This is a genomic window from Tritonibacter sp. SIMBA_163 (assembly GCF_046535935.1).
GTDB lineage: Bacteria > Pseudomonadota > Alphaproteobacteria > Rhodobacterales > Rhodobacteraceae > Epibacterium > Epibacterium scottomollicae.
The window spans coordinates 438,959-456,170 of sequence record NZ_JAWJBP010000002.1; the positions used below are offsets into that span (position 1 = coordinate 438,959).

At 61.1% G+C, this 17,212-nt stretch carries 15 protein-coding genes and 1 pseudogene; 5 read left to right on the forward strand and 11 right to left on the reverse strand.

Annotation, left to right across the window (positions count from 1 at the left end; genetic code table 11):
- Positions 1-61 precede the first annotated feature (61 nt).
- The 9 genes from R0J92_RS06015 to R0J92_RS06055 all read right to left on the reverse strand — a co-directional run bounded on the left by R0J92_RS06015 (position 62) and on the right by R0J92_RS06055 (position 10,677).
- On the reverse strand, positions 62-529 hold the full coding sequence (locus R0J92_RS06015; protein WP_411051041.1) for a cytochrome c-type biogenesis protein CcmH: 468 nt from the start codon (positions 527-529) through the stop codon (positions 62-64).
- Positions 526-2,490, reverse strand: coding sequence for a heme lyase CcmF/NrfE family subunit (locus R0J92_RS06020; protein WP_411051042.1), 1,965 nt, complete (start codon positions 2,488-2,490; stop codon positions 526-528). Before R0J92_RS06020 ends, R0J92_RS06015 begins: the two co-directional genes overlap by 4 nt.
- A gap of 76 nt (positions 2,491-2,566) precedes the next feature.
- Positions 2,567-3,106, reverse strand: coding sequence for a holin family protein (locus tag R0J92_RS06025; protein ID WP_411051043.1), 540 nt, complete (start codon positions 3,104-3,106; stop codon positions 2,567-2,569).
- Positions 3,107-3,115: 9 nt separating this feature from the next.
- Positions 3,116-3,724: a holin-associated N-acetylmuramidase gene (locus R0J92_RS06030; RefSeq protein WP_411051044.1), complete on the reverse strand. Its 609-nt coding sequence runs from the start codon at positions 3,722-3,724 to the stop codon at positions 3,116-3,118.
- Between the two features lie 88 nt (positions 3,725-3,812).
- Complete coding sequence (gene ccmE, locus R0J92_RS06035; RefSeq protein WP_106163577.1) at positions 3,813-4,256, reverse strand: cytochrome c maturation protein CcmE; 444 nt, start codon at positions 4,254-4,256, stop codon at positions 3,813-3,815.
- 13 nt (positions 4,257-4,269) lie between these two features.
- Positions 4,270-5,298, reverse strand: a complete 1,029-nt coding sequence (gene argC / locus R0J92_RS06040) for an N-acetyl-gamma-glutamyl-phosphate reductase (RefSeq protein ID WP_411051045.1) — start codon at positions 5,296-5,298, stop codon at positions 4,270-4,272.
- A gap of 86 nt (positions 5,299-5,384) precedes the next feature.
- Positions 5,385-6,194: a glutamate racemase gene (murI, locus tag R0J92_RS06045; RefSeq protein ID WP_411051046.1), complete on the reverse strand. Its 810-nt coding sequence runs from the start codon at positions 6,192-6,194 to the stop codon at positions 5,385-5,387.
- 27 nt (positions 6,195-6,221) lie between these two features.
- Positions 6,222-7,100 carry a lysophospholipid acyltransferase family protein gene (locus R0J92_RS06050; protein ID WP_106163574.1) on the reverse strand — a complete coding sequence of 293 codons (879 nt, stop codon included), beginning with the start codon at positions 7,098-7,100 and terminating at the stop codon, positions 6,222-6,224.
- Positions 7,101-7,239: 139 nt separating this feature from the next.
- On the reverse strand, positions 7,240-10,677 hold the full coding sequence (locus tag R0J92_RS06055; protein ID WP_411051047.1) for an indolepyruvate ferredoxin oxidoreductase family protein: 3,438 nt from the start codon (positions 10,675-10,677) through the stop codon (positions 7,240-7,242).
- A gap of 150 nt (positions 10,678-10,827) precedes the next feature.
- Between R0J92_RS06055 and R0J92_RS06060 the strand changes: the two genes are divergently transcribed.
- From R0J92_RS06060 to grxD, 5 genes are all read left to right on the forward strand, one after another.
- Positions 10,828-11,733: a LysR family transcriptional regulator gene (locus R0J92_RS06060; RefSeq protein WP_106163573.1), complete on the forward strand. Its 906-nt coding sequence runs from the start codon at positions 10,828-10,830 to the stop codon at positions 11,731-11,733.
- A 486-nt stretch (positions 11,734-12,219) separates the two neighbouring features.
- Positions 12,220-14,385, forward strand: coding sequence for a phosphoribosylformylglycinamidine synthase subunit PurL (purL, locus tag R0J92_RS06065; protein ID WP_411051048.1), 2,166 nt, complete (start codon positions 12,220-12,222; stop codon positions 14,383-14,385).
- Between the two features lie 295 nt (positions 14,386-14,680).
- Positions 14,681-14,917 (forward strand): BolA/IbaG family iron-sulfur metabolism protein, encoded by a 237-nt coding sequence (locus R0J92_RS06070; protein WP_106163571.1) that lies wholly within the window; start codon positions 14,681-14,683, stop codon positions 14,915-14,917.
- Entirely contained in the window at positions 14,914-15,162 is a 249-nt protein-coding gene (locus R0J92_RS06075; RefSeq protein WP_411051049.1) for a hypothetical protein, read from the forward strand. The genes R0J92_RS06070 and R0J92_RS06075 overlap by 4 nt, the downstream gene beginning before the upstream one ends.
- A 35-nt stretch (positions 15,163-15,197) precedes the next feature.
- Positions 15,198-15,560 carry a Grx4 family monothiol glutaredoxin gene (gene grxD, locus R0J92_RS06080; protein WP_106163570.1) on the forward strand — a complete coding sequence of 121 codons (363 nt, stop codon included), beginning with the start codon at positions 15,198-15,200 and terminating at the stop codon, positions 15,558-15,560.
- A 227-nt stretch (positions 15,561-15,787) separates the two neighbouring features.
- Here grxD and R0J92_RS06085 read toward each other — a convergent pair.
- Positions 15,788-16,198: pseudogene (locus tag R0J92_RS06085) on the reverse strand (cell division protein ZapA); the annotation flags it as partial.
- Positions 16,198-17,124, reverse strand: coding sequence for a hypothetical protein (locus tag R0J92_RS06090; RefSeq protein WP_411051050.1), 927 nt, complete (start codon positions 17,122-17,124; stop codon positions 16,198-16,200). The gene R0J92_RS06090 and the pseudogene R0J92_RS06085, both read right to left, overlap by 1 nt.
- Positions 17,125-17,212: the final 88 nt, after the last annotated feature.

Genomic DNA, 17,212 nt, shown 5'->3' on the forward strand with positions numbered 1-17,212 from the left:
AGCCTGCTTAGCAAATCCCGCAGATCCCGGCAATCCATCACGCGCACGCACACGGGCGCACTCACTCGTCGAGAATTTCCTTCAGCCGCGCCTGCTCGGTCTCGCTCAGCCCACGGTCTTCCGGCGCACCACCCGCAACAGAGCGTTTGCGCAGATACATCAGCGCCACCGCCAGGGCCAGTACCAGCATCATCGGCCCCGCGGCCCACAGCAGCCAATTGGCCCCGCGGATGGTCGGCTTCAGCAGCACGTATTCACCGTAGCGATCCACGATGAAATCCATCGCCTCATCATTGCTGTCGCCCGCAACCAGTCGCTCGCGCACCAGCAGCCGCAGATCACGGGCCAGATCGGCGTTGGACTCGTCGATGTTCTCATTGCGACAAACCAGGCAACGCAGCCCCTTGGAGAGATCGCGCGCCCGTTCTTCCAGCACCGGATCCTCCAGCACCTCGTCCGGCTGCACCGCAAGCGCGGGCGTCATCGACAGCAGCATCACCGCCATCACGGCCTTGAACATGCGGATCATTCTGCCGGCACCCCCTGTGCGGTGGTCTTCTTCGCCCCGGCGGCAACGCGGAAACGGCGGTCTGAAAGGCTCAGCAGGCCGCCAAGCGCCATCAGCAAGCAGCCGCCCCAGATCCAGTTGGCAAAGGGCTTGATATAGGTGCGCATGGTAAAGCCACCGCCCGCCTGCGCATCGCCGATCACCACATAGAGATCACGGGTGAAGCGGTAATCGATCGCCGCCTCGGTGGTGGGCATCTGCGCCACCGGGTAGACGCGCTTTTCCGGGCGAAGGGTTGCGATGTCACGTCCGTTGCGGGTCACCTCGACCACGCCCATTGTGGTAAAGTAGTTGGGGCCGCGCCCCTCCTCCACATCGGTCAGCACCATCTGGTAAGGGCCGACATCGAAGGGCTCGTTGAGGTTGGCCACCCGGATGTCCTCGGTCTGCCAAGCGGTCAGACCCGCGATCGCAAAGATCGTCACGCCCATGCCCGCATGTGCAACTGATTTGCCCCAGTCGGCCCGTGGCAGCCGCATCAAGCGTGCCAGCTTGTCTGATCGTCCGGCGCGCTGCCACAGATCCATCGCGGCCCCGCTGACGATCCAGGCGCCCAACAAGGCCCCCACCGGCCCCAGCAGGCTCTTGTCGGCCTGCATCGCCCAGATCAGCCCCGCAAGCGCCAGCGAAAGAGCCGCCGCATAACGCAGCCTCCAGAGCGTCTTGCCAAATTTGGCGCGCTTCCACGGCAATACCGAGCCCACCGGCAACAACAGCCCGAGCGCCACCATGAAGGGCGGGAAGGCGGCGTTGAAGAACGGCGCCCCAACCGACAGTTTCCGGTCAAAGGCCATCTCGGCCACAACCGGCCAGAGGGTGCCGACAAAGACCACGAAGCAGCTCACTGCAAGCAACAGGTTGTTGGCCACCAGCGCGCTTTCCCGGCTGACCATGGAGAACACGCCCTTGGCCTCCATCGCCTGTGCCCGGTGCGCAAACAGCGCCAATGCACCGCCGGTAAAGAATGCCATGATCGCCAGAATCACCACGCCGCGTTCCGGGTCATTGGCGAACGCATGCACCGAGGTCAGCAAGCCGGAGCGCACGATGAACGTGCCGATCAGCGAGAAGCCAAAGGCGAGGATCGCCAGCAGGATGGTCCAGCTTTTCAGGCTCTCGCGCTTTTCCACCACGATAGCCGAATGCAGCAGCGCGGCGGACAGCAGCCACGGCATGAAGGAGGCATTCTCCACCGGGTCCCAGAACCAGAAACCGCCCCAGCCAAGTTCGTAATAGGCCCACCAGGACCCGAGCGCGATGCCGATGGTCAGGAAGATCCAGGCCGCCAGGGTCCAGGGCCGCACCCAACGGCCCCACGCAGCATCAACGCGGCCCTCGATCAGGGCGGCAACCGCAAAGGAGAACGCCATCGAAAGGCCAACATAGCCGAGGTAGAGAAACGGCGGGTGAAACGCGAGACCGGGATCCTGCAGCAGCGGGTTCAGATCCTGCCCGTCAAACGGCGGATTTCCAAGCCGCAGGAAGGGGTTGGAGGTAAACAAGATAAACCCGAAAAAGGCCACACCGATGGAGGCCTGCACACTCAGCACCCGCGCCTTGAGCGTTGGCGGCAGCCCGCCGCCCCAGATCGAGGCCGCAGCGCCAAACAGGCTGACGATCAGCACCCAGAGCAGCATGGAGCCTTCGTGGTTCCCCCATGTACCGGAGATCTTGTAGAGCATCGGCTTGGCGGAGTGGCTGTTGAGCGTCACCAACCGCACCGAGAAATCCGAGGTCACAAAGGCCCAGGTCAGCGCACCAAAGGAAAAGGCGGTGAACAGGAACTGTGCCTGTGCGGCGGGTTCCGCCACCGCCATCCATCCGGGCCAGCGTTTATGCGCACCGATCAGGGGCACGACCGTCTGCACGATGGCGATCATGAAGGCGAGGATGAGGGCGAAGTGACCGAGTTCTGTAATCATACCTGTTTCTATATCCGCGACGCCCGCCCACGCCAATCACATTTGCCCGCGTCCCGCCGCCGCAGGCAGCTGCGGGTCAGTTGCCGCGCTCTTGATGCCATTCGGCCAGGGCCGAATTGCTATGGCTTTGGTTTTCCTTCGTATTTGCAGAGCCTTGCGCGACATCTCCAAGCTGTTCAATGTTGTGAACCGCCTGTGGCACCCGCGCGAGGCTGCGCGCGATGCCTTCTTGAAAGGCCTGCGTTTTTGCCTGGCTGCGTGCTCCGAAATAGAATGACACGACGATCCCCAGAAGCCACCACAGAGGTTCCGGCACCAAGGCGATGCCCTGCATGCGTGCGGCGAACCACAGCGGGTCTACCATCGCCGCGACCATCAGCCCCAGCGTGCCGAGCGCCAACATCGGGCGTGGCAGCCGGTTCACCCCGTCGATGAACCGATCAAAGCCGCTCTTGCGCGTGCCCGAAAATTCTGCCGCGAATTGTGCCAATGCGGCGCCCTGAAGGTCATGGGCGCGCACGGCGGTCTGTTCGCTGTTTTCGCGAAACACCTCGACGGTCTCGCGGATCACATTGCGGCGATTGCCAAAGAGCATCTCCCAAAGCGTTGACAACATGAAACCTCCTCAGCGCCAGTTGGCCGTGCGGGATTGAAACTCTTCCGTACTCAGGTGGTAGCGCGGGGCGATGAATTCCTCGGCACGGCGTATCCAGCCGCCCTTGCCGCCCGCCCGCGTGCGGGCATACTTGCGACTGCGCGGACGACGGTCGGCAAGGTCGAAGTAGTAGTTGCGCCGGGCGATCCCGTAGGCGTTGACCAGCGCCTCCATGTTGATGCGCCCTGCTGCCTGTGTCGTCTTGGCGGTTTGCGGTCCCATCGCCCCGTCGACCGCAACGTCATATCCCATGTCGCACAAGAGCCGCTGAAGGATGCGCACCGCGTTTGCGCCCGCATTGACATGCATGTCAAACACGCTGGCCTGTAGTGGTTCTGGCAGCAGATGCAGGCGTGGACGACGAAAATACTCGCGCAGGAAAATCGCTTCTGCATCGCTTGGCTCCACCGCTTTGACGTCGCGCGTGTCGATCTGAGCGTCGCCGGTCAGATCCAGGCCAAGGCGTCGCAGGGTGTGAATGGTCACGCCATGATTGGTCGCCCCGCCGGGATCATCAGGGTCATTCACATAGCCGCCTTCGCGGGCGACAATCTCTCGGGCGATCTGGGCCACATCCATGCCGGGGTCTCCACCAATGGTTTGGTAGAGACACTAGCTATGAGGGTTTGAGATCCGGTGCGCGGAGCGTACGGCGACGACGCAACACTCAGCTGTCGTCGCCTTGATAGACCCCCTGTGCCTTGAGCGCATCCACGACCTCTTTGGGCATGTAGGTCTCATCATGTTTGGCAAGGATTTCAGAGGCTTGAAAAACACCGTCGACATAGCGTCCAGTGCCCACCATACCCTGGTTTTCCTCAAACAGATCCGGCAGCACGCCGGTGAATGTCACCGGCACGCTGGCACCTCCATCGGTCACTGAAAACAGCACTGCCTCTCCCTGGCCTCTGGTCAGCGTCCCCTCCTCGACCAGACCGCCAATGCGGAATGTCTCGGTCGGCTGCGGTGGCTCATCCATCACTTGGCTCGGCGAGCGGAAGTAATTGATCCCATCGCGCATCGCATAGCCGATCAACACGGTGGACCCCACCAATGCGACAGTCGCAAGCGCTATGACCTGGATTCGCCGCTGCTTTTTCAGGGACTTCATCTGGACCTCTTGTTCAAGGGAACAGCGGCGCCATCATCAGCCCGGCTGTTTCCTGTTCACCTAACATCAGGTTGGCATTCTGCAAGGCCTGACCGCTGCTACCTTTTGTCAGGTTATCCAGCGCCGCGATGACGATGGCACGACCCGAAATCCGGTCTGCGGTCACCCCGATATGCACGAAGTTGGAGCCGCGTACGTGATGGGTCGAGGGCGCCTGACCAAAGGGCAGCAGCTCCACGAACGGCTCATCCGCATAGGCCTTGGCAAAGGTCTGATAGATCGCTTCCGCATCCCCCTTGACGTAGGTGGTGGCCAGAATGCCCCGGTTGGCGGGGATCAGATGCGGAGTGAACTGGATCTGCACGGGCCGTCCCGCCAGAGCCGAGAACTCCTGCTCGAACTCGCCCTGATGCCGGTGGGTGCCGCCGATCGCATAGGCGTTGCAGCCCTCGCTCAGCTCCGCATGCAGCAGGTTTTCCTTGAGCGCCCGCCCGGCGCCGGAGACCGCGCATTTCATGTCGATGATGATCTCATCAAGGTCGATGACACCGGCAGAAATCAGCGGCCGCAGCGCGAACTGCCCGGTGGCGGCGTTGCAGCCCGTCCCAGCCACAAGCCGCGCATCCTTGATCTGGTCGCGGTAGAATTCAGTGAGGCCGTAGACCGCTTCTTCTTGCTGGGCCAGAGCCGCATGCGGGTTGCCGTACCATTGCTGATAGGCATCCGGATCGCGCAGCCTGAAATCCGCCGACAGGTCCACGATCTTCAGATCCGCTGGCAGCTTGGCGATCACCTCCTGGCTGGTCTTATGCGGCAGTGCGCAGAAACACAGATCGATCTTGGAGAAGTCGATTTCCTCGATCTTGCAGAGGGTTGGCAGCGAAAGGTGACGCAGATGCGGGAAGACATTTGCCATCTCCATCCCTGCCTTGCGCTCAGCGCCGAGGGCGGCAATCTCGATGGATGGGTGCTGGGAAATCAGCCGGATCAGTTCGGCGCCGGTGTAGCCGGATGCGCCAAGAATTGCGACGGAATGGGTCATGTCGAGACCTCGAATTTTATATGTGTCAGGGGGTGTCCGCATCTCGTGCAGACCAGAAATCAGGTTGGGCGTGAAGATAAGAGCACTCAGGCCGCTTCAAAAGTGATTTCTCGTCGCAGGAACTGGGTGGCCCGGCTGCTGACCCGTGCGGCATCGCCCGTGGTCACATAGCCGGCCTCGCCACCGCCGACCATGTCGGGGCGCCGTTCAAGATAATGCGCAAGGCTGTCGGCCACCAGGCGACCCTGGCTGAAGACCTGCACATCCGCGCCAAGCGCCTTCTGAAAGATCGCCTCCATCAGCGGGTAATGGGTGCAGCCGAGGATCGCGGCCTCGGGCTTCGGCATCTTGCGCTGCAGCGCGTCGACGTGGCTCTTGACCAGCGCTTCGGCCAGGATCATGTCGCCCTCTTCGATGGCATCGACCACGCCGCCACAGGCCTGCGCCTCCACGTCGACACCGATCGCCCGGAACGCCAACTCTCGCTGAAAGGCGCGGCTGGCGACGGTGGCCGGGGTTGCAAACAGTGCCACATGTTTCACCGCGACTTCGCGCGGTGGCGAATTGTCGCCCCATTGGCGTTCGGTCAGCGCCTCGATCAGCGGCACAAACACGCCGAGCACGCGCTTGCCCTCGGGCACACCTGCCTCCTGCATCCGGCGCAAGGCTGCGGCAGAGGCGGTGTTGCAGGCGAGGATCACCAGATTGCAGCCGCGATTCCACATGTCATGCACCGCAGCGCTGGTCAGCTGGTAGATGTCCTCCGCATCGCGCACACCGTAAGGCGCGTGCGAATTGTCGCCGTAGTACAGGAAATCGACGTCCGGCAGACGTTTCTGTACCGCGTCCAGAACCGTCAACCCGCCGAGGCCGGAATCAAAAATGCCAACTGCCATGCCACATTGCCTCTCAGCGAGGGCCGTTCAGGCCCTGTGTTTGTCTTCGAACTCAAACCCGTAGTCATAGGATTTGAGCGGTGTCGGAGACAGCTCATACGTGGCTTTGCGCAGGAAATCCATCATTGCTTTGGAGTCCTTGGCCAGCGGGTCCAGCACGTCCCGCCCGATGGGATCGCCGATCACCACCCGCACGGGCGTGTCGACGCGTTTGCGGAACTCCTTGATCAGCAACCCCATGCGCAGGGTGTAATGCAAATGCGAGGCGATCTGGAACAGGCGCGAGGTATGCCCGTCGAAATACAACGGCACCACAACCGCGTCGGATTTCGCCACCATCCGCGCGGTAAACCCCCGCCAGCCCGGATCCATAGGATGCGCAAACGGTTTGGACGCAGTCGAGACCGTGCCGCCCGGAAAGATCCCGATCGCGCCACCCTGCCCCAGATACTCCAGTGCGTCCTTGCGGGTCTGCAGATTGACCTTCATCGCCTCTTTGGTTTCGGCAAAATCGATCGGCAGGATCACCTTGTTCAGATCCTCCGCCTTGCGAAACACCTGATGTGCCAGCATGCGGAAATCGCCGCGGCTGCGCGACAGGATATGCCCCATCATAAGCCCGTCTAGGATGCCGTACGGGTGGTTGGCGATCAGGATCACCGGCTTGTCCTGGGGGATATTGTCGAGGCTGCCGCCGGTCACGTCGAGCGTCAGCCCGTAGCGTTCCACGATCACATCCCAGAAGCTGCGCCCCGAGGCGATCTCGGAATCATAGCCCTTGGCCCGCTTGATCAGACGCAGGCGGCCGGTGGTGTTTTCCATCAGGCGGATCATGATGCGTCCCGGCCGCGTTTCCGCAGAATGGGAGTAGGAGATATCACGAGCGATGTGCCGACGCTCAAGCATGTCTTTGAGGTCTCCGTAAAGACAAGGGATATAACACCTGCATGACAGGCGCCCGACCACCTAAGGCCGGGCGCGCATATTGCATAGGCTTGGTAACAGCTTCATGACGTGTGCCATAGCCACAGTGGCCTGTAGGCCACTATTCCGCTGCAGCCTTCAGCGGCGTTGTGCCCTGCTTCAGGGCGATCAGCAGCTCCTCGCGACGCTTGGCCGCCTGCGTTTCGCTCTGCATCTTCACCGGACCAAAGCCGCGGATCTGCAGCGGCAGCTCCGCAAGGGCAACCAGCGCGTCCATGTCGACGCTCTCCGCCTGCGGCAGCCATGTCTTCATGTCGGCTTCGTACTGTTTGATCAGCGCCCGCTCCATCTTGCGTTCGGCGGTGTAACCAAAGACGTCCAGCGGCGTGCCACGAAGGCCTTTCAGCTTGGCCAGAAGACGGAACAGTCGCTCCGTGCCGGGGCCGAACTTGCGCTTTTTCGGACGCCCATTGGCATCCTTGCCGCCCAGCAACGGCGGCGCGAGGTTGAAGGAGATCTTCAGATCGCCGTCAAATTCCGCCTCAGCCTTTTCCCGGCTGCTCAGCAGCAAGCGCGCAACCTCATATTCGTCCTTGTAGGACAAGAGCTTGTGGTAGCCTTTCGCCACTGCTTCCTTGAGCCGCGGATCGGTAACGGCCTCCAAGAGCTTCTCATAGCGCTTTGCCAAACGCTCGCCTTGATAGTCGACCAGCTGTGCACGGCGATAGGCGATCTTGTCGTCCAGCGATTGCGGCAGCGCCACAACGCTCGGCTCCAAGAGTTTGGCCGCGTCTTGCGGGTACAGCACCGCCCAGCGGCCGATATCGAAAGCGCGCAGGTTCTTCTCGACCGCAGCTCCATTCAGCTCGATCGCCTGTTTCAGCGCCTCATAGGACACCGGGATCAACCCTCGCTGCCAGGCCGCGCCAAAGACCATCATGTTGGAAAAGATCGAATCCCCCATGCTGATGCGCGCCAGCTCTGAGGCGTCAAACAGGTCGACCCGGTCGCGCATCCGCGCCTGAAGTGCGACCTGCAACCTATCGCTTGGCAAGGCAAAATCGGTATTTCGGGTAAACTCTCCCGTGATGATCTCATGGCTATTCACCACCGCGCCCGTGCGCCCGGTGGAGGTCAGACCAAGGGTCTTGGCACCCGCGCTCACCACCAGATCGCCGCCGATCAGCGCATGCGCCTCACCGGTGGCGACGCGGATGGCGCTGATGTCGGAAGGTGTCTCGGCAATGCGGCAATGGATATGCACCGCGCCGCCCTTTTGAGCGAGGCCTGCCATTTCCATCATGCCAGCGCCCTTGCCATCGATCTGGGCGGCCTGTGCCAGCACCGCGCCGATGGTCACAACGCCGGTGCCGCCAACGCCGGTGATCACCACGTTGTGGGTGCCGTTGATCGCGGGCAGTTGCGGGTCGGGCAGCTCCGGCAGCTCCAGGCTGGCGGTTGCGCTCTTCTTCACCTTAGCGCCCTCAACGGTGAGGAACGACGGGCAAAACCCGTTGACGCAAGAGAAATCCTTATTGCAGCTGGACTGATCGATGGCGCGCTTGCGGCCCAGTTCGGTCTCTTTCGGTACGATCGACACACAGTTCGACTGCACGCCGCAATCGCCGCAGCCCTCGCAGACATCAGAGTTGATGAACACGCGCTGGTCCGGGTCCGGGAACAGGCCCTTCTTGCGGCGGCGACGTTTTTCGGCCGCGCAGGTCTGGATGTAGATGATGGCGGAGACGCCGCCCACTTCCTCGAACTCGCGTTGGACCTTCATCAGTTCGGCCCGCTCATGCATCCGCATGCCGGAGGGGAACTGGCTGGCGACCACATCCTCTTTTTCGTCATAAACCACGGCGATGGTCTTCACCCCCATGGCGGTCAGCTCATGGGCGATCTGCGGCGCAGTGAGGCCGCCTTCGGCCTGCTGGCCACCGGTCATTGCCACGGCGTCATTATAGAGGATCTTATAGGTGATATTGGTGCCTTCGGCGAGCGCCGCGCGGATCGCCATCACCCCGGAGTGGTTGTAAGTTCCGTCGCCAAGGTTCTGAAATACATGCTTTCTTTTGGAGAACGGCGCTTCGCCAATCCAGTTCGCACCTTCACCGCCCATATGGGTAAAGCCAACGGTTTCGCGGTCCATCCACTGCACCATGAAGTGGCAGCCGATGCCCGCATAGGCCCGCGAGCCATCCGGCAGCTTGGTGGAGGAGTTATGCGGGCAGCCGGAACAGAAATACGGCAAACGCGCGGCGATTTCCTCGGCATTGTCGGCCCGTTTGGCATCGTCGAGCGAGGCAAGACCGGCGCGGATCGCCTCGGTGTCGCGGCCTTCTTCGATCAGGATATTGCCCAGTTTCTCGGCAATCATGATCGGGTCGAGCGCATATTTTGTCGGAAACAGCTCCTCGCGGTGCATGGTGCCCGCGCCACCCTTGTACCAGCCGTAGACACGACGCCCGCGCCGATCATCAAAGATCGCTTCCTTGATCTGGATCTCGATCAGCTTGCGCTTTTCTTCGACCACCACGATCAGGTCGAGCCCTTCGGCCCACTCATGGAACCCCTTCATGTCCATCGGCCAGGTCTGGCCCACCTTATAGGTGGTGATGCCAAGGCGATCAGCCATGTTTTCATCGATATTCAAAAGGCTTAGCGCGTGAACCAGATCCAGCCAGTTCTTACCCGCCGCCACAAAGCCGATCTTGGCGCCGGGCTTGCCCCAGACGCGTTTGTCCATCTTGTTTGCATGGCTGAAGGCCTCGGCAGCAAAGCGTTTGTAGTCGATGATGCGGTCTTCCTGGCGGAAGCGGTCATCGTCCAGACGGATGTTCAGACCATCTGCCGGCATGTCGAACTGCGGCGCCGACACTTGCACCCGGTCGGGATCTCCGTCCACCACCGAGGTCACCTCGATGGTGTCTTTCATCGTCTTCAGGCCAACCCAGAGACCGGAAAACCGGGACAAAGCATAGCCATAGATGCCGTAGTCGAGGATTTCCTGCACCCCTGCCGGGCTGACGATCGGCAGGTAACAATCCAGCAAGGACCATTCCGACTGATGCAGTACGGTGGAGCTTTCGCCGGTATGGTCATCGCCCATGGCGACCAAAACCCCGCCGTGCTTTGAAGAGCCGGCCATATTGGCATGCCGCAGCGCATCGCCGGAGCGATCAACGCCCGGGCCCTTGCCATACCACAGGCCAAACACCCCGTCGTATTTGCCCTCGTCGCGGATCTCAGCCTGCTGCGCCCCCCAGAGCGCGGTGACGGCGAGATCCTCGTTGAGACCGTATTGGAATGTCACGTCGGACTGCGTCAGCAGTTTCTCCGCCCGCTTCATCTGCATGTCGACAGCGCCGAGCGGCGAGCCGCGATAGCCGGTGACCAGCCCTGCCGTGTTCAGCCCGGCGGCCACGTCGCGCGCCTTCTGCATCAGCATCAGACGCACAAGCGCCTGCGTGCCATTCAGCAGAATGGGCGACTTTTCGAGATCATAACGGTCATTGAGCGAGATCTTTTGCGTGCTCATCCGGTCCTCCTCAACCATGACTTGCTTGCATTTTGGATCCAATAATAGGTCATAAATGCTGACCTGTATAGCCGTTTCTTAAAGAATCCGTGTCAGCCTCCGGTAAGGTTTGAATCTTATACTGTTCATCATGTAGTTTGGCAGAAAGAGGCAGAAAGAGTAAAAACAATGGATTGGGACAAGCTAAGGATCTTTCACGCGGTTGCGGATGCGGGCAGTCTGACCCACGCCGGTGATCGGCTAAACCTGTCTCAATCGGCCGTTTCACGGCAGATTCGGGGACTGGAGGAGAGCCTGAACGCCACGCTCTTCCACCGTCATGCGCGTGGATTGATCCTCACAGAACAAGGTGAACTGCTGTTTGACGCCACCAAGACGATGGCCAAACGACTCGAAACCGCATCGGCCCGGATTCGCGACAGCGAGGAAGGCGTGTTCGGCGAATTGCGGGTGACCACCACCACCGGCTTTGGGACGCTCTGGCTCGCGCCACGGCTGGCCAAGCTATATGAGCAGTACCCCAACCTCAAGATCGACCTGATGCTGGAAGAGCGTGTGCTCGACCTGCCGATGCGCGAGGCCGATGTCGCCATCCGCATGAAGGAGCCGAGCCAGGCCGACCTGATCCGCAAGCGGTTGATGACGGTGCAGATGCGTCTTTATGCGTCGCGCGGCTATATCGACAAGTTCAGCTGGCCCGAGACCATCGAGGAAATCTGTGACCACCGTTTGATCTGTCAGAGCCTGCGGTCCGCCCAAGTGGGGTCCGCTGCGGTGATGGTGCAAAAACTGATGACCCATAATCCAAAGTCAATGCTGACGGTGAACAACTATTTCGGCGTGCTTCAGGGTGTGCTGCAGGATCTGGGGATCGGCGTGCTGCCGGACTATGTGACAGAGGATTTCCCGGATCTGGTTCAGGTTTTGCCGAACGAAGATGGCAACGGTGTTCCGGTCTATCTCGCCTACCCAGAGGAATTGCGTCACTCACAGCGGGTTTCTGCCTTCCGCGACTTCGTTCAGGACGAGATCATCACGCACCGTAAACACATGAAAGAACTCGGAAAAATATAGAGTTATCGCATACTGATGCGAGCTATGCACACGGCGCATGGCGGGCTTGATTTAACTTGTGTTCCAAAACACTTGCGACAGCGAAGCGGGCACCCTAAATGACCCTCATGAAGACGCGGCACTCGCCGCACTTCATACCTCCCTGTTGGACTACGGCCGAGCTTAGTGCTCGGCCTTTTTTTTTGGCGCAATGCCTGCCTTGTCTGCCCCAGTGCTCTGGGCCCGAGACAAACATGCCGCATTCAGCATTCTGCGTGTGTAGTGCATTAGAGTTACAATAGATACCCGGCAATGCGTAGCGGACGCACCGCACAGCCCTGAGAAATCACGCGCCTCGCCCTGCATTCAGGCACGCTACCTCCGTCACGCCCATTTTCCGGGCAGTTTCAGGACGCGTCGCATCGCCTATCATGCCCCCTTTCCCCGCCCCCAGCCTTGCTTTAAAAGGCCGTCAACTGAAGCGACCCGGGGGGCCATCTAAGCGCCATGCAGGAACCAGCCATTACGCCTGAAGTGATCGAAAGCCACGGACTGAATGCCGATGAGTACGATCTGATACTCGAGATCATGGGCCGGGAGCCGACTTTTACCGAGCTCGGCATTTTCTCCGCCATGTGGAACGAGCATTGTTCCTACAAATCCTCAAAGAAATGGCTGCGCACCCTGCCGACCTCCGGCCCTCAGGTGATCTGCGGCCCCGGCGAGAACGCCGGTATCGTGGACATCGGTGATGGCGACGCGGTCGTCTTCAAGATGGAAAGCCACAACCACCCCTCCTACATCGAGCCCTATCAAGGTGCCGCCACTGGTGTTGGCGGCATTTTGCGTGACGTCTTCACCATGGGCGCGCGCCCGATCGCCTCGATGAACTCGCTGTCCTTTGGCGAACCGGCGCATCACAAGACGCGCCAGCTGGTGAATGGCGTGGTTGAGGGCGTTGGCGGCTACGGCAACTGTTTCGGCGTGCCTTGCGTGGGTGGCGAAGTGCGCTTCCACCCGGCTTACAACGGCAACTGCCTGGTAAACGCCTTTGCTGCCGGTCTGGTGAAGACCGACATGATCTTCTACTCCGCCGCCTCTGGTGTGGGCATGCCCGTGGTCTACCTCGGCGCCAAGACCGGACGTGATGGCGTTGGCGGTGCGACCATGGCATCGGCGGAATTTGACGACACCATCGAGGAAAAACGCCCCACCGTGCAGGTTGGCGATCCTTTCACCGAGAAACGCCTGATGGAGGCGACGCTGGAGCTGATGCAGACCGGTGCAGTGATCTCCATTCAAGACATGGGCGCCGCGGGTCTGACCTGCTCGGCTGTGGAAATGGGCGACAAGGGCGGGCTTGGCGTCAAGCTGAACCTCGAGGATGTGCCCCAGCGCGAAGAGGGCATGACAGCCTACGAGATGATGCTGTCGGAATCCCAGGAACGCATGCTGATGGTGTTGAAGCCCGAGCTTGAGGCTGAAGCAAAGGCAGTGTTCGAGAAATGGGATCTGGATTTTGCCATCGTTGGCGAAACCATTGCCGAGGACCGCTTCCTGATTCTGCACAATGGTGAAGTCAAAGCGGATCTGCCGCTGTCAAAACTCTCCTCCTCGGCGCCGGAATATGACCGCCCCTGGATCGAGATCGAGGCCCCCGAGGCACTGACCGATGCGGATGTGCCGACCATCGACCCGATCGACGGGCTGAAGGCGCTGATCTCCTCGCCCAATTATGCCGGAAAACAGTGGGTCTATGAGCAATATGACACCACCGTAATGGGCGACACCGCCCGTCGACCCGGACTGGGTGGCGGCGTTGTGCGCGTGCATGGCACCAACAAGAAGCTGGCCTTCACCTCTGACGTGACCCCGCGCTACGTCAAGGCGAACCCGGTCGAGGGCGGCAAGCAGGCGGTGGCCGAAGCCTATCGCAACCTCTGCGCCGTGGGAGCCAAGCCCTTGGCAACCACCGACAACCTGAACTTCGGCAACCCCGAAAAGCCCGAGATCATGGGTCAGTTTGTCGGCGCGCTGAAAGGCATCGGCGAGGCTGTCTCGGCGCTCGATATGCCGATCGTTTCCGGCAATGTCTCTCTTTATAACGAGACCGACGGCCAGGCGATCCTGCCGACACCCACCATCGGTGCAGTGGGTCTGATTGCGGCGGATGAGGAGCCGATCCTAGGCGAGGTCCGCGACGGACACGTGCTGCTGCTGGTCGGAGAGACAGCCGGCCATCTCGGCCAATCAGCGCTGCTGCATGAGGTCTTCAACCGCGAAGATGGCGATGCGCCTGCGGTGGATCTGGATCTGGAAAAGCGCAACGGCGAATTCATCCGCAACAATCGCGACTTCATCAAGGCTTGCACGGATATCAGCGATGGCGGGCTGGTGCTGGCGGCCTTCGAGATGGCCGAGGCGGCCGGCGTCGGCGTTCAGATCGACGCTGCCGACACGCCGACCCTGTTTGGCGAGGACCAGGCGCGCTATCTTGTGGCCTGCAACTTCGATCAGGCCGAGGCGCTGATGATCGCCGCCGGACAGTCCGGCGTTCATCTGGAAACGGTTGGAAAATTTACCGGTGACGCGGTGAAAATCGGTGGCTCCGAGGCCACGCTTGAGGAATTGAGCCAGGTGTTCCGGTCCAGCTTTGCCGAGGCCGTCGCGTAACTCAGTCTCATAAGGGGGGTGCTCCCGCGCCCGCAGGTGCCTTTTGCCTTTGGCAAAGCCCCCTTGGCGGCCTTGGGCCCGGCACCGCGCCCGCGCGGTGCCGGGCCCAACTGTGTTGGGCAGGCCCCTTCGGGGCCGGTCTATAAGCAGGCGGGAGCGCGCCCTGAACCTGTTTGGATGATCGACCTCAAGCGTCAAACGAAATCAGACCTTACAATCACGGTAGAGTTGCTTGCGTCCCCCGCACAGCAGCCCTACATTTTGCCGAAAGAACACCACAGCAAGGATGCGCCCTATGCCAATGCAGGCCCATGAAATCGAATCCCTCCTGCGCGAAACCTTCCCGGATGCTGAAATCCAGGTCGGCGGCAGCGATGGCGTTCACATGTCCGCCATGGTTGTCGACGAGAGCTTTCGCGGCAAGAACCGCGTGCAACAGCAACGTGCCGTCTATGCCGCGCTCAAAGGCAAGATGGACGGCCCCGACGGCGATCTGCACGCCCTCGCCCTGACCACCAAAGCACCGGAATGAGTTGGACGGGCTGGATATTGGTCAGTCTTGCCGTTGTCGCCGGTGCCATCCTGGCGGAGGCAAAGTGGCGATCCAAACGGCCACGCCGATTGGCAGACAGTCAACCAGTCTCCCGCTCCAAGGGTTCTCCCGACCTGCCGCTTGGCATGGAAGCCACCAACCTCGAGGCGGTAAAACTCGTACATCGCGCCAACCAGAAGGCGGATACCTACAACAGATCGATCAGCCGGACACTATCGCGGTAATCGCGCTCCCGGCGCCACGACAAAGGACCACAATCATGACCGACGCAAAGACCCGTATCGAAGACACCGTAAAAGCCAATGACGTCGTGCTCTACATGAAGGGCACCAAGGAAATGCCGCAGTGCGGTTTCTCTTCCCGTGTTGCGGGCGTGCTGAACTACATCGGTGTCGACTACACCGACGTGAACGTGCTGGCGGATGAGGACATTCGCTCCGGTATCAAGGAATATTCCGACTGGCCGACCATCCCGCAGCTGTATGTGAAGGGCGAATTTGTCGGCGGCTGTGACATCATCACCGAGATGACCCTCTCTGGTGAGTTGGACGGCATGTTCGAACAGAACGGCATCAGCTTCGACAAGGACGCCTCTGACAAGATCCGCGAAGCCAACGGCTGAGCCAATCGCCCGCCACCGGGCAATATGCGCTGCAAAAACACTAAGCCCGCCGACCTTTTGGTCTGGCGGGCTTTTTCATATTCGAAGGCGAGATACTCTCGCCGGTCTGGCAGAACTCAGAGCTGTTCGGACAGATGCGGAGCGGCCTCGTCTAAATGCTCATCCGCGGCAGGGCCTTCATCCGCAACAGCAACTCCTTCTTCGTCTTCGTCGTCATCATCATCCGGCGCCGCCTTCTCTTCGATCTCGGCAGCCAATGCCTCGGCGCGGGCTGCAAGCTCGGCCAAGGTCTCGGCCACCTGGGGCGGCACTACGGGCACCTCGACCTGCTCCGGCTCTGGCGGCGGCGCATTGCGCAGCTCCTCCATCTCGGCCTCCTTGCGAGCGATTTCGGCGTCCTTTTCTGCCAATGTGGCTTCGACTTCCTTGATGCGGTCCTCCACGGCAGCCGTCTTGTCCGCGAGCATCAGACCGGCCATCAGCAGCATACGCGCCTCGGGCATGCGTCCGATCTGGTCCGATAGCACCTGAGCCTCGTCGTCCAGCATCCCTGCAGCCATCTGCAAAAAGCTCTGTTCGCCTTCCTGGCAGGACACCTCGAAATCGCGGCCTCCGATGTGAATGGTCACTTCAGGCATCAGGCTTCCTCTCCTTCGGGCAGATTGGGGGCCGTCGCCAGAAGCGGTTCCAGCCGAGCCAAGACGGCGTTGACTTCGGCCTGATCGGTGGCGCGTGCCGCCTTCAGCCCCTCGACCTCGGCCTCGAGGCCAGAATTGATCAGCGAGGTGTCGCCAACGCCCTCGGCATTGGCAGCGCGCAGGGCGGCGTTGGACTGGCGCAGCTGGTCGTTGCTGGCACGCAGGCCTTGCAGCTCGCCATCAAGCTCGCTCAATCGCTGGTCCAGCTCGGCGCTCACGCCCTCGTCCACCGGATCAGCTTCCGTGACGGTGGCCTCTGCAGCCTCGGCGCGGGCGCGCAATTCGTCCCGCTCAACCCGGAGCGCGTTCAGCTCTGACTCCAGCTCGGCCGGATCAGCCGCACCTGCATTGTCAGTCGCACCCGCATCGGATGTGGCCTCGGGCATGGCCGACAGCTCTTCCAGCTGGGCTTGCAACTGTTCGTTCTGTGCGGTCGCTTCGCTCAGATCATCCTCGAGCGTTTCGCGTTCACTGGCAGCCTGATTGCGCGCGGCTTCCAGATCCTGCTTCAGGCGCGCCACTTCCGCTTTCAGGGCCTCTGTTTCAACCGAGTTACCTGCCGCATTGCGCAACAACTCAAGCTCGGAATGAAGGGCGATCAGATCCTCGGCGCCATCCACGGCGGCGACCTTCTTCTCCATATCCTCAAGCCGGGCATGCAACAGCTTCAGACGTTCCTCAAGCTGCGCATTGGCCATTTTCTCATCATCGAGGTCGGCCAGCAGCTCGGCATGCTTTTGCATGTCCAGATCTTCCAACGTCGGCACAGGCCGGTTTGCGTGCTTTTGCTCCAGCGCCGCGACACCGCCATATATACGGTGCAACGCAGTCTGGATGCGGCCCTGCAAGTCTTGTAACTGCTCCATGCGTTCCTCTTTGCCTCGTCCCGTCTGAACCTCTGACAGAGCCTGTCGCCACTATCGGTCCACAGCCGGTCTTTCGCCGTTTTTCACG

What these genes read in the sequence shown, in the direction of transcription:
- R0J92_RS06015 (WP_411051041.1), bottom strand. Translation starts at nt 529, where the DNA reads ATGATCCGCATGTTCAAGGCCGTGATGGCGGTGATGCTGCTGTCGATG.
- R0J92_RS06020 (WP_411051042.1), bottom strand. Translation starts at nt 2,490, where the DNA reads ATGATTACAGAACTCGGTCACTTCGCCCTCATCCTCGCCTTCATGATC.
- R0J92_RS06025 (WP_411051043.1), bottom strand. Translation starts at nt 3,106, where the DNA reads ATGTTGTCAACGCTTTGGGAGATGCTCTTTGGCAATCGCCGCAATGTG.
- R0J92_RS06030 (WP_411051044.1), bottom strand. Translation starts at nt 3,724, where the DNA reads ATGGATGTGGCCCAGATCGCCCGAGAGATTGTCGCCCGCGAAGGCGGC.
- ccmE (WP_106163577.1), bottom strand. Translation starts at nt 4,256, where the DNA reads ATGAAGTCCCTGAAAAAGCAGCGGCGAATCCAGGTCATAGCGCTTGCG.
- argC (WP_411051045.1), bottom strand. Translation starts at nt 5,298, where the DNA reads ATGACCCATTCCGTCGCAATTCTTGGCGCATCCGGCTACACCGGCGCC.
- murI (WP_411051046.1), bottom strand. Translation starts at nt 6,194, where the DNA reads ATGGCAGTTGGCATTTTTGATTCCGGCCTCGGCGGGTTGACGGTTCTG.
- R0J92_RS06050 (WP_106163574.1), bottom strand. Translation starts at nt 7,100, where the DNA reads ATGCTTGAGCGTCGGCACATCGCTCGTGATATCTCCTACTCCCATTCT.
- R0J92_RS06055 (WP_411051047.1), bottom strand. Translation starts at nt 10,677, where the DNA reads ATGGTTGAGGAGGACCGGATGAGCACGCAAAAGATCTCGCTCAATGAC.
- R0J92_RS06060 (WP_106163573.1), top strand. Translation starts at nt 10,828, where the DNA reads ATGGATTGGGACAAGCTAAGGATCTTTCACGCGGTTGCGGATGCGGGC.
- purL (WP_411051048.1), top strand. Translation starts at nt 12,220, where the DNA reads ATGCAGGAACCAGCCATTACGCCTGAAGTGATCGAAAGCCACGGACTG.
- R0J92_RS06070 (WP_106163571.1), top strand. Translation starts at nt 14,681, where the DNA reads ATGCCAATGCAGGCCCATGAAATCGAATCCCTCCTGCGCGAAACCTTC.
- R0J92_RS06075 (WP_411051049.1), top strand. Translation starts at nt 14,914, where the DNA reads ATGAGTTGGACGGGCTGGATATTGGTCAGTCTTGCCGTTGTCGCCGGT.
- grxD (WP_106163570.1), top strand. Translation starts at nt 15,198, where the DNA reads ATGACCGACGCAAAGACCCGTATCGAAGACACCGTAAAAGCCAATGAC.
- R0J92_RS06090 (WP_411051050.1), bottom strand. Translation starts at nt 17,124, where the DNA reads ATGGAGCAGTTACAAGACTTGCAGGGCCGCATCCAGACTGCGTTGCAC.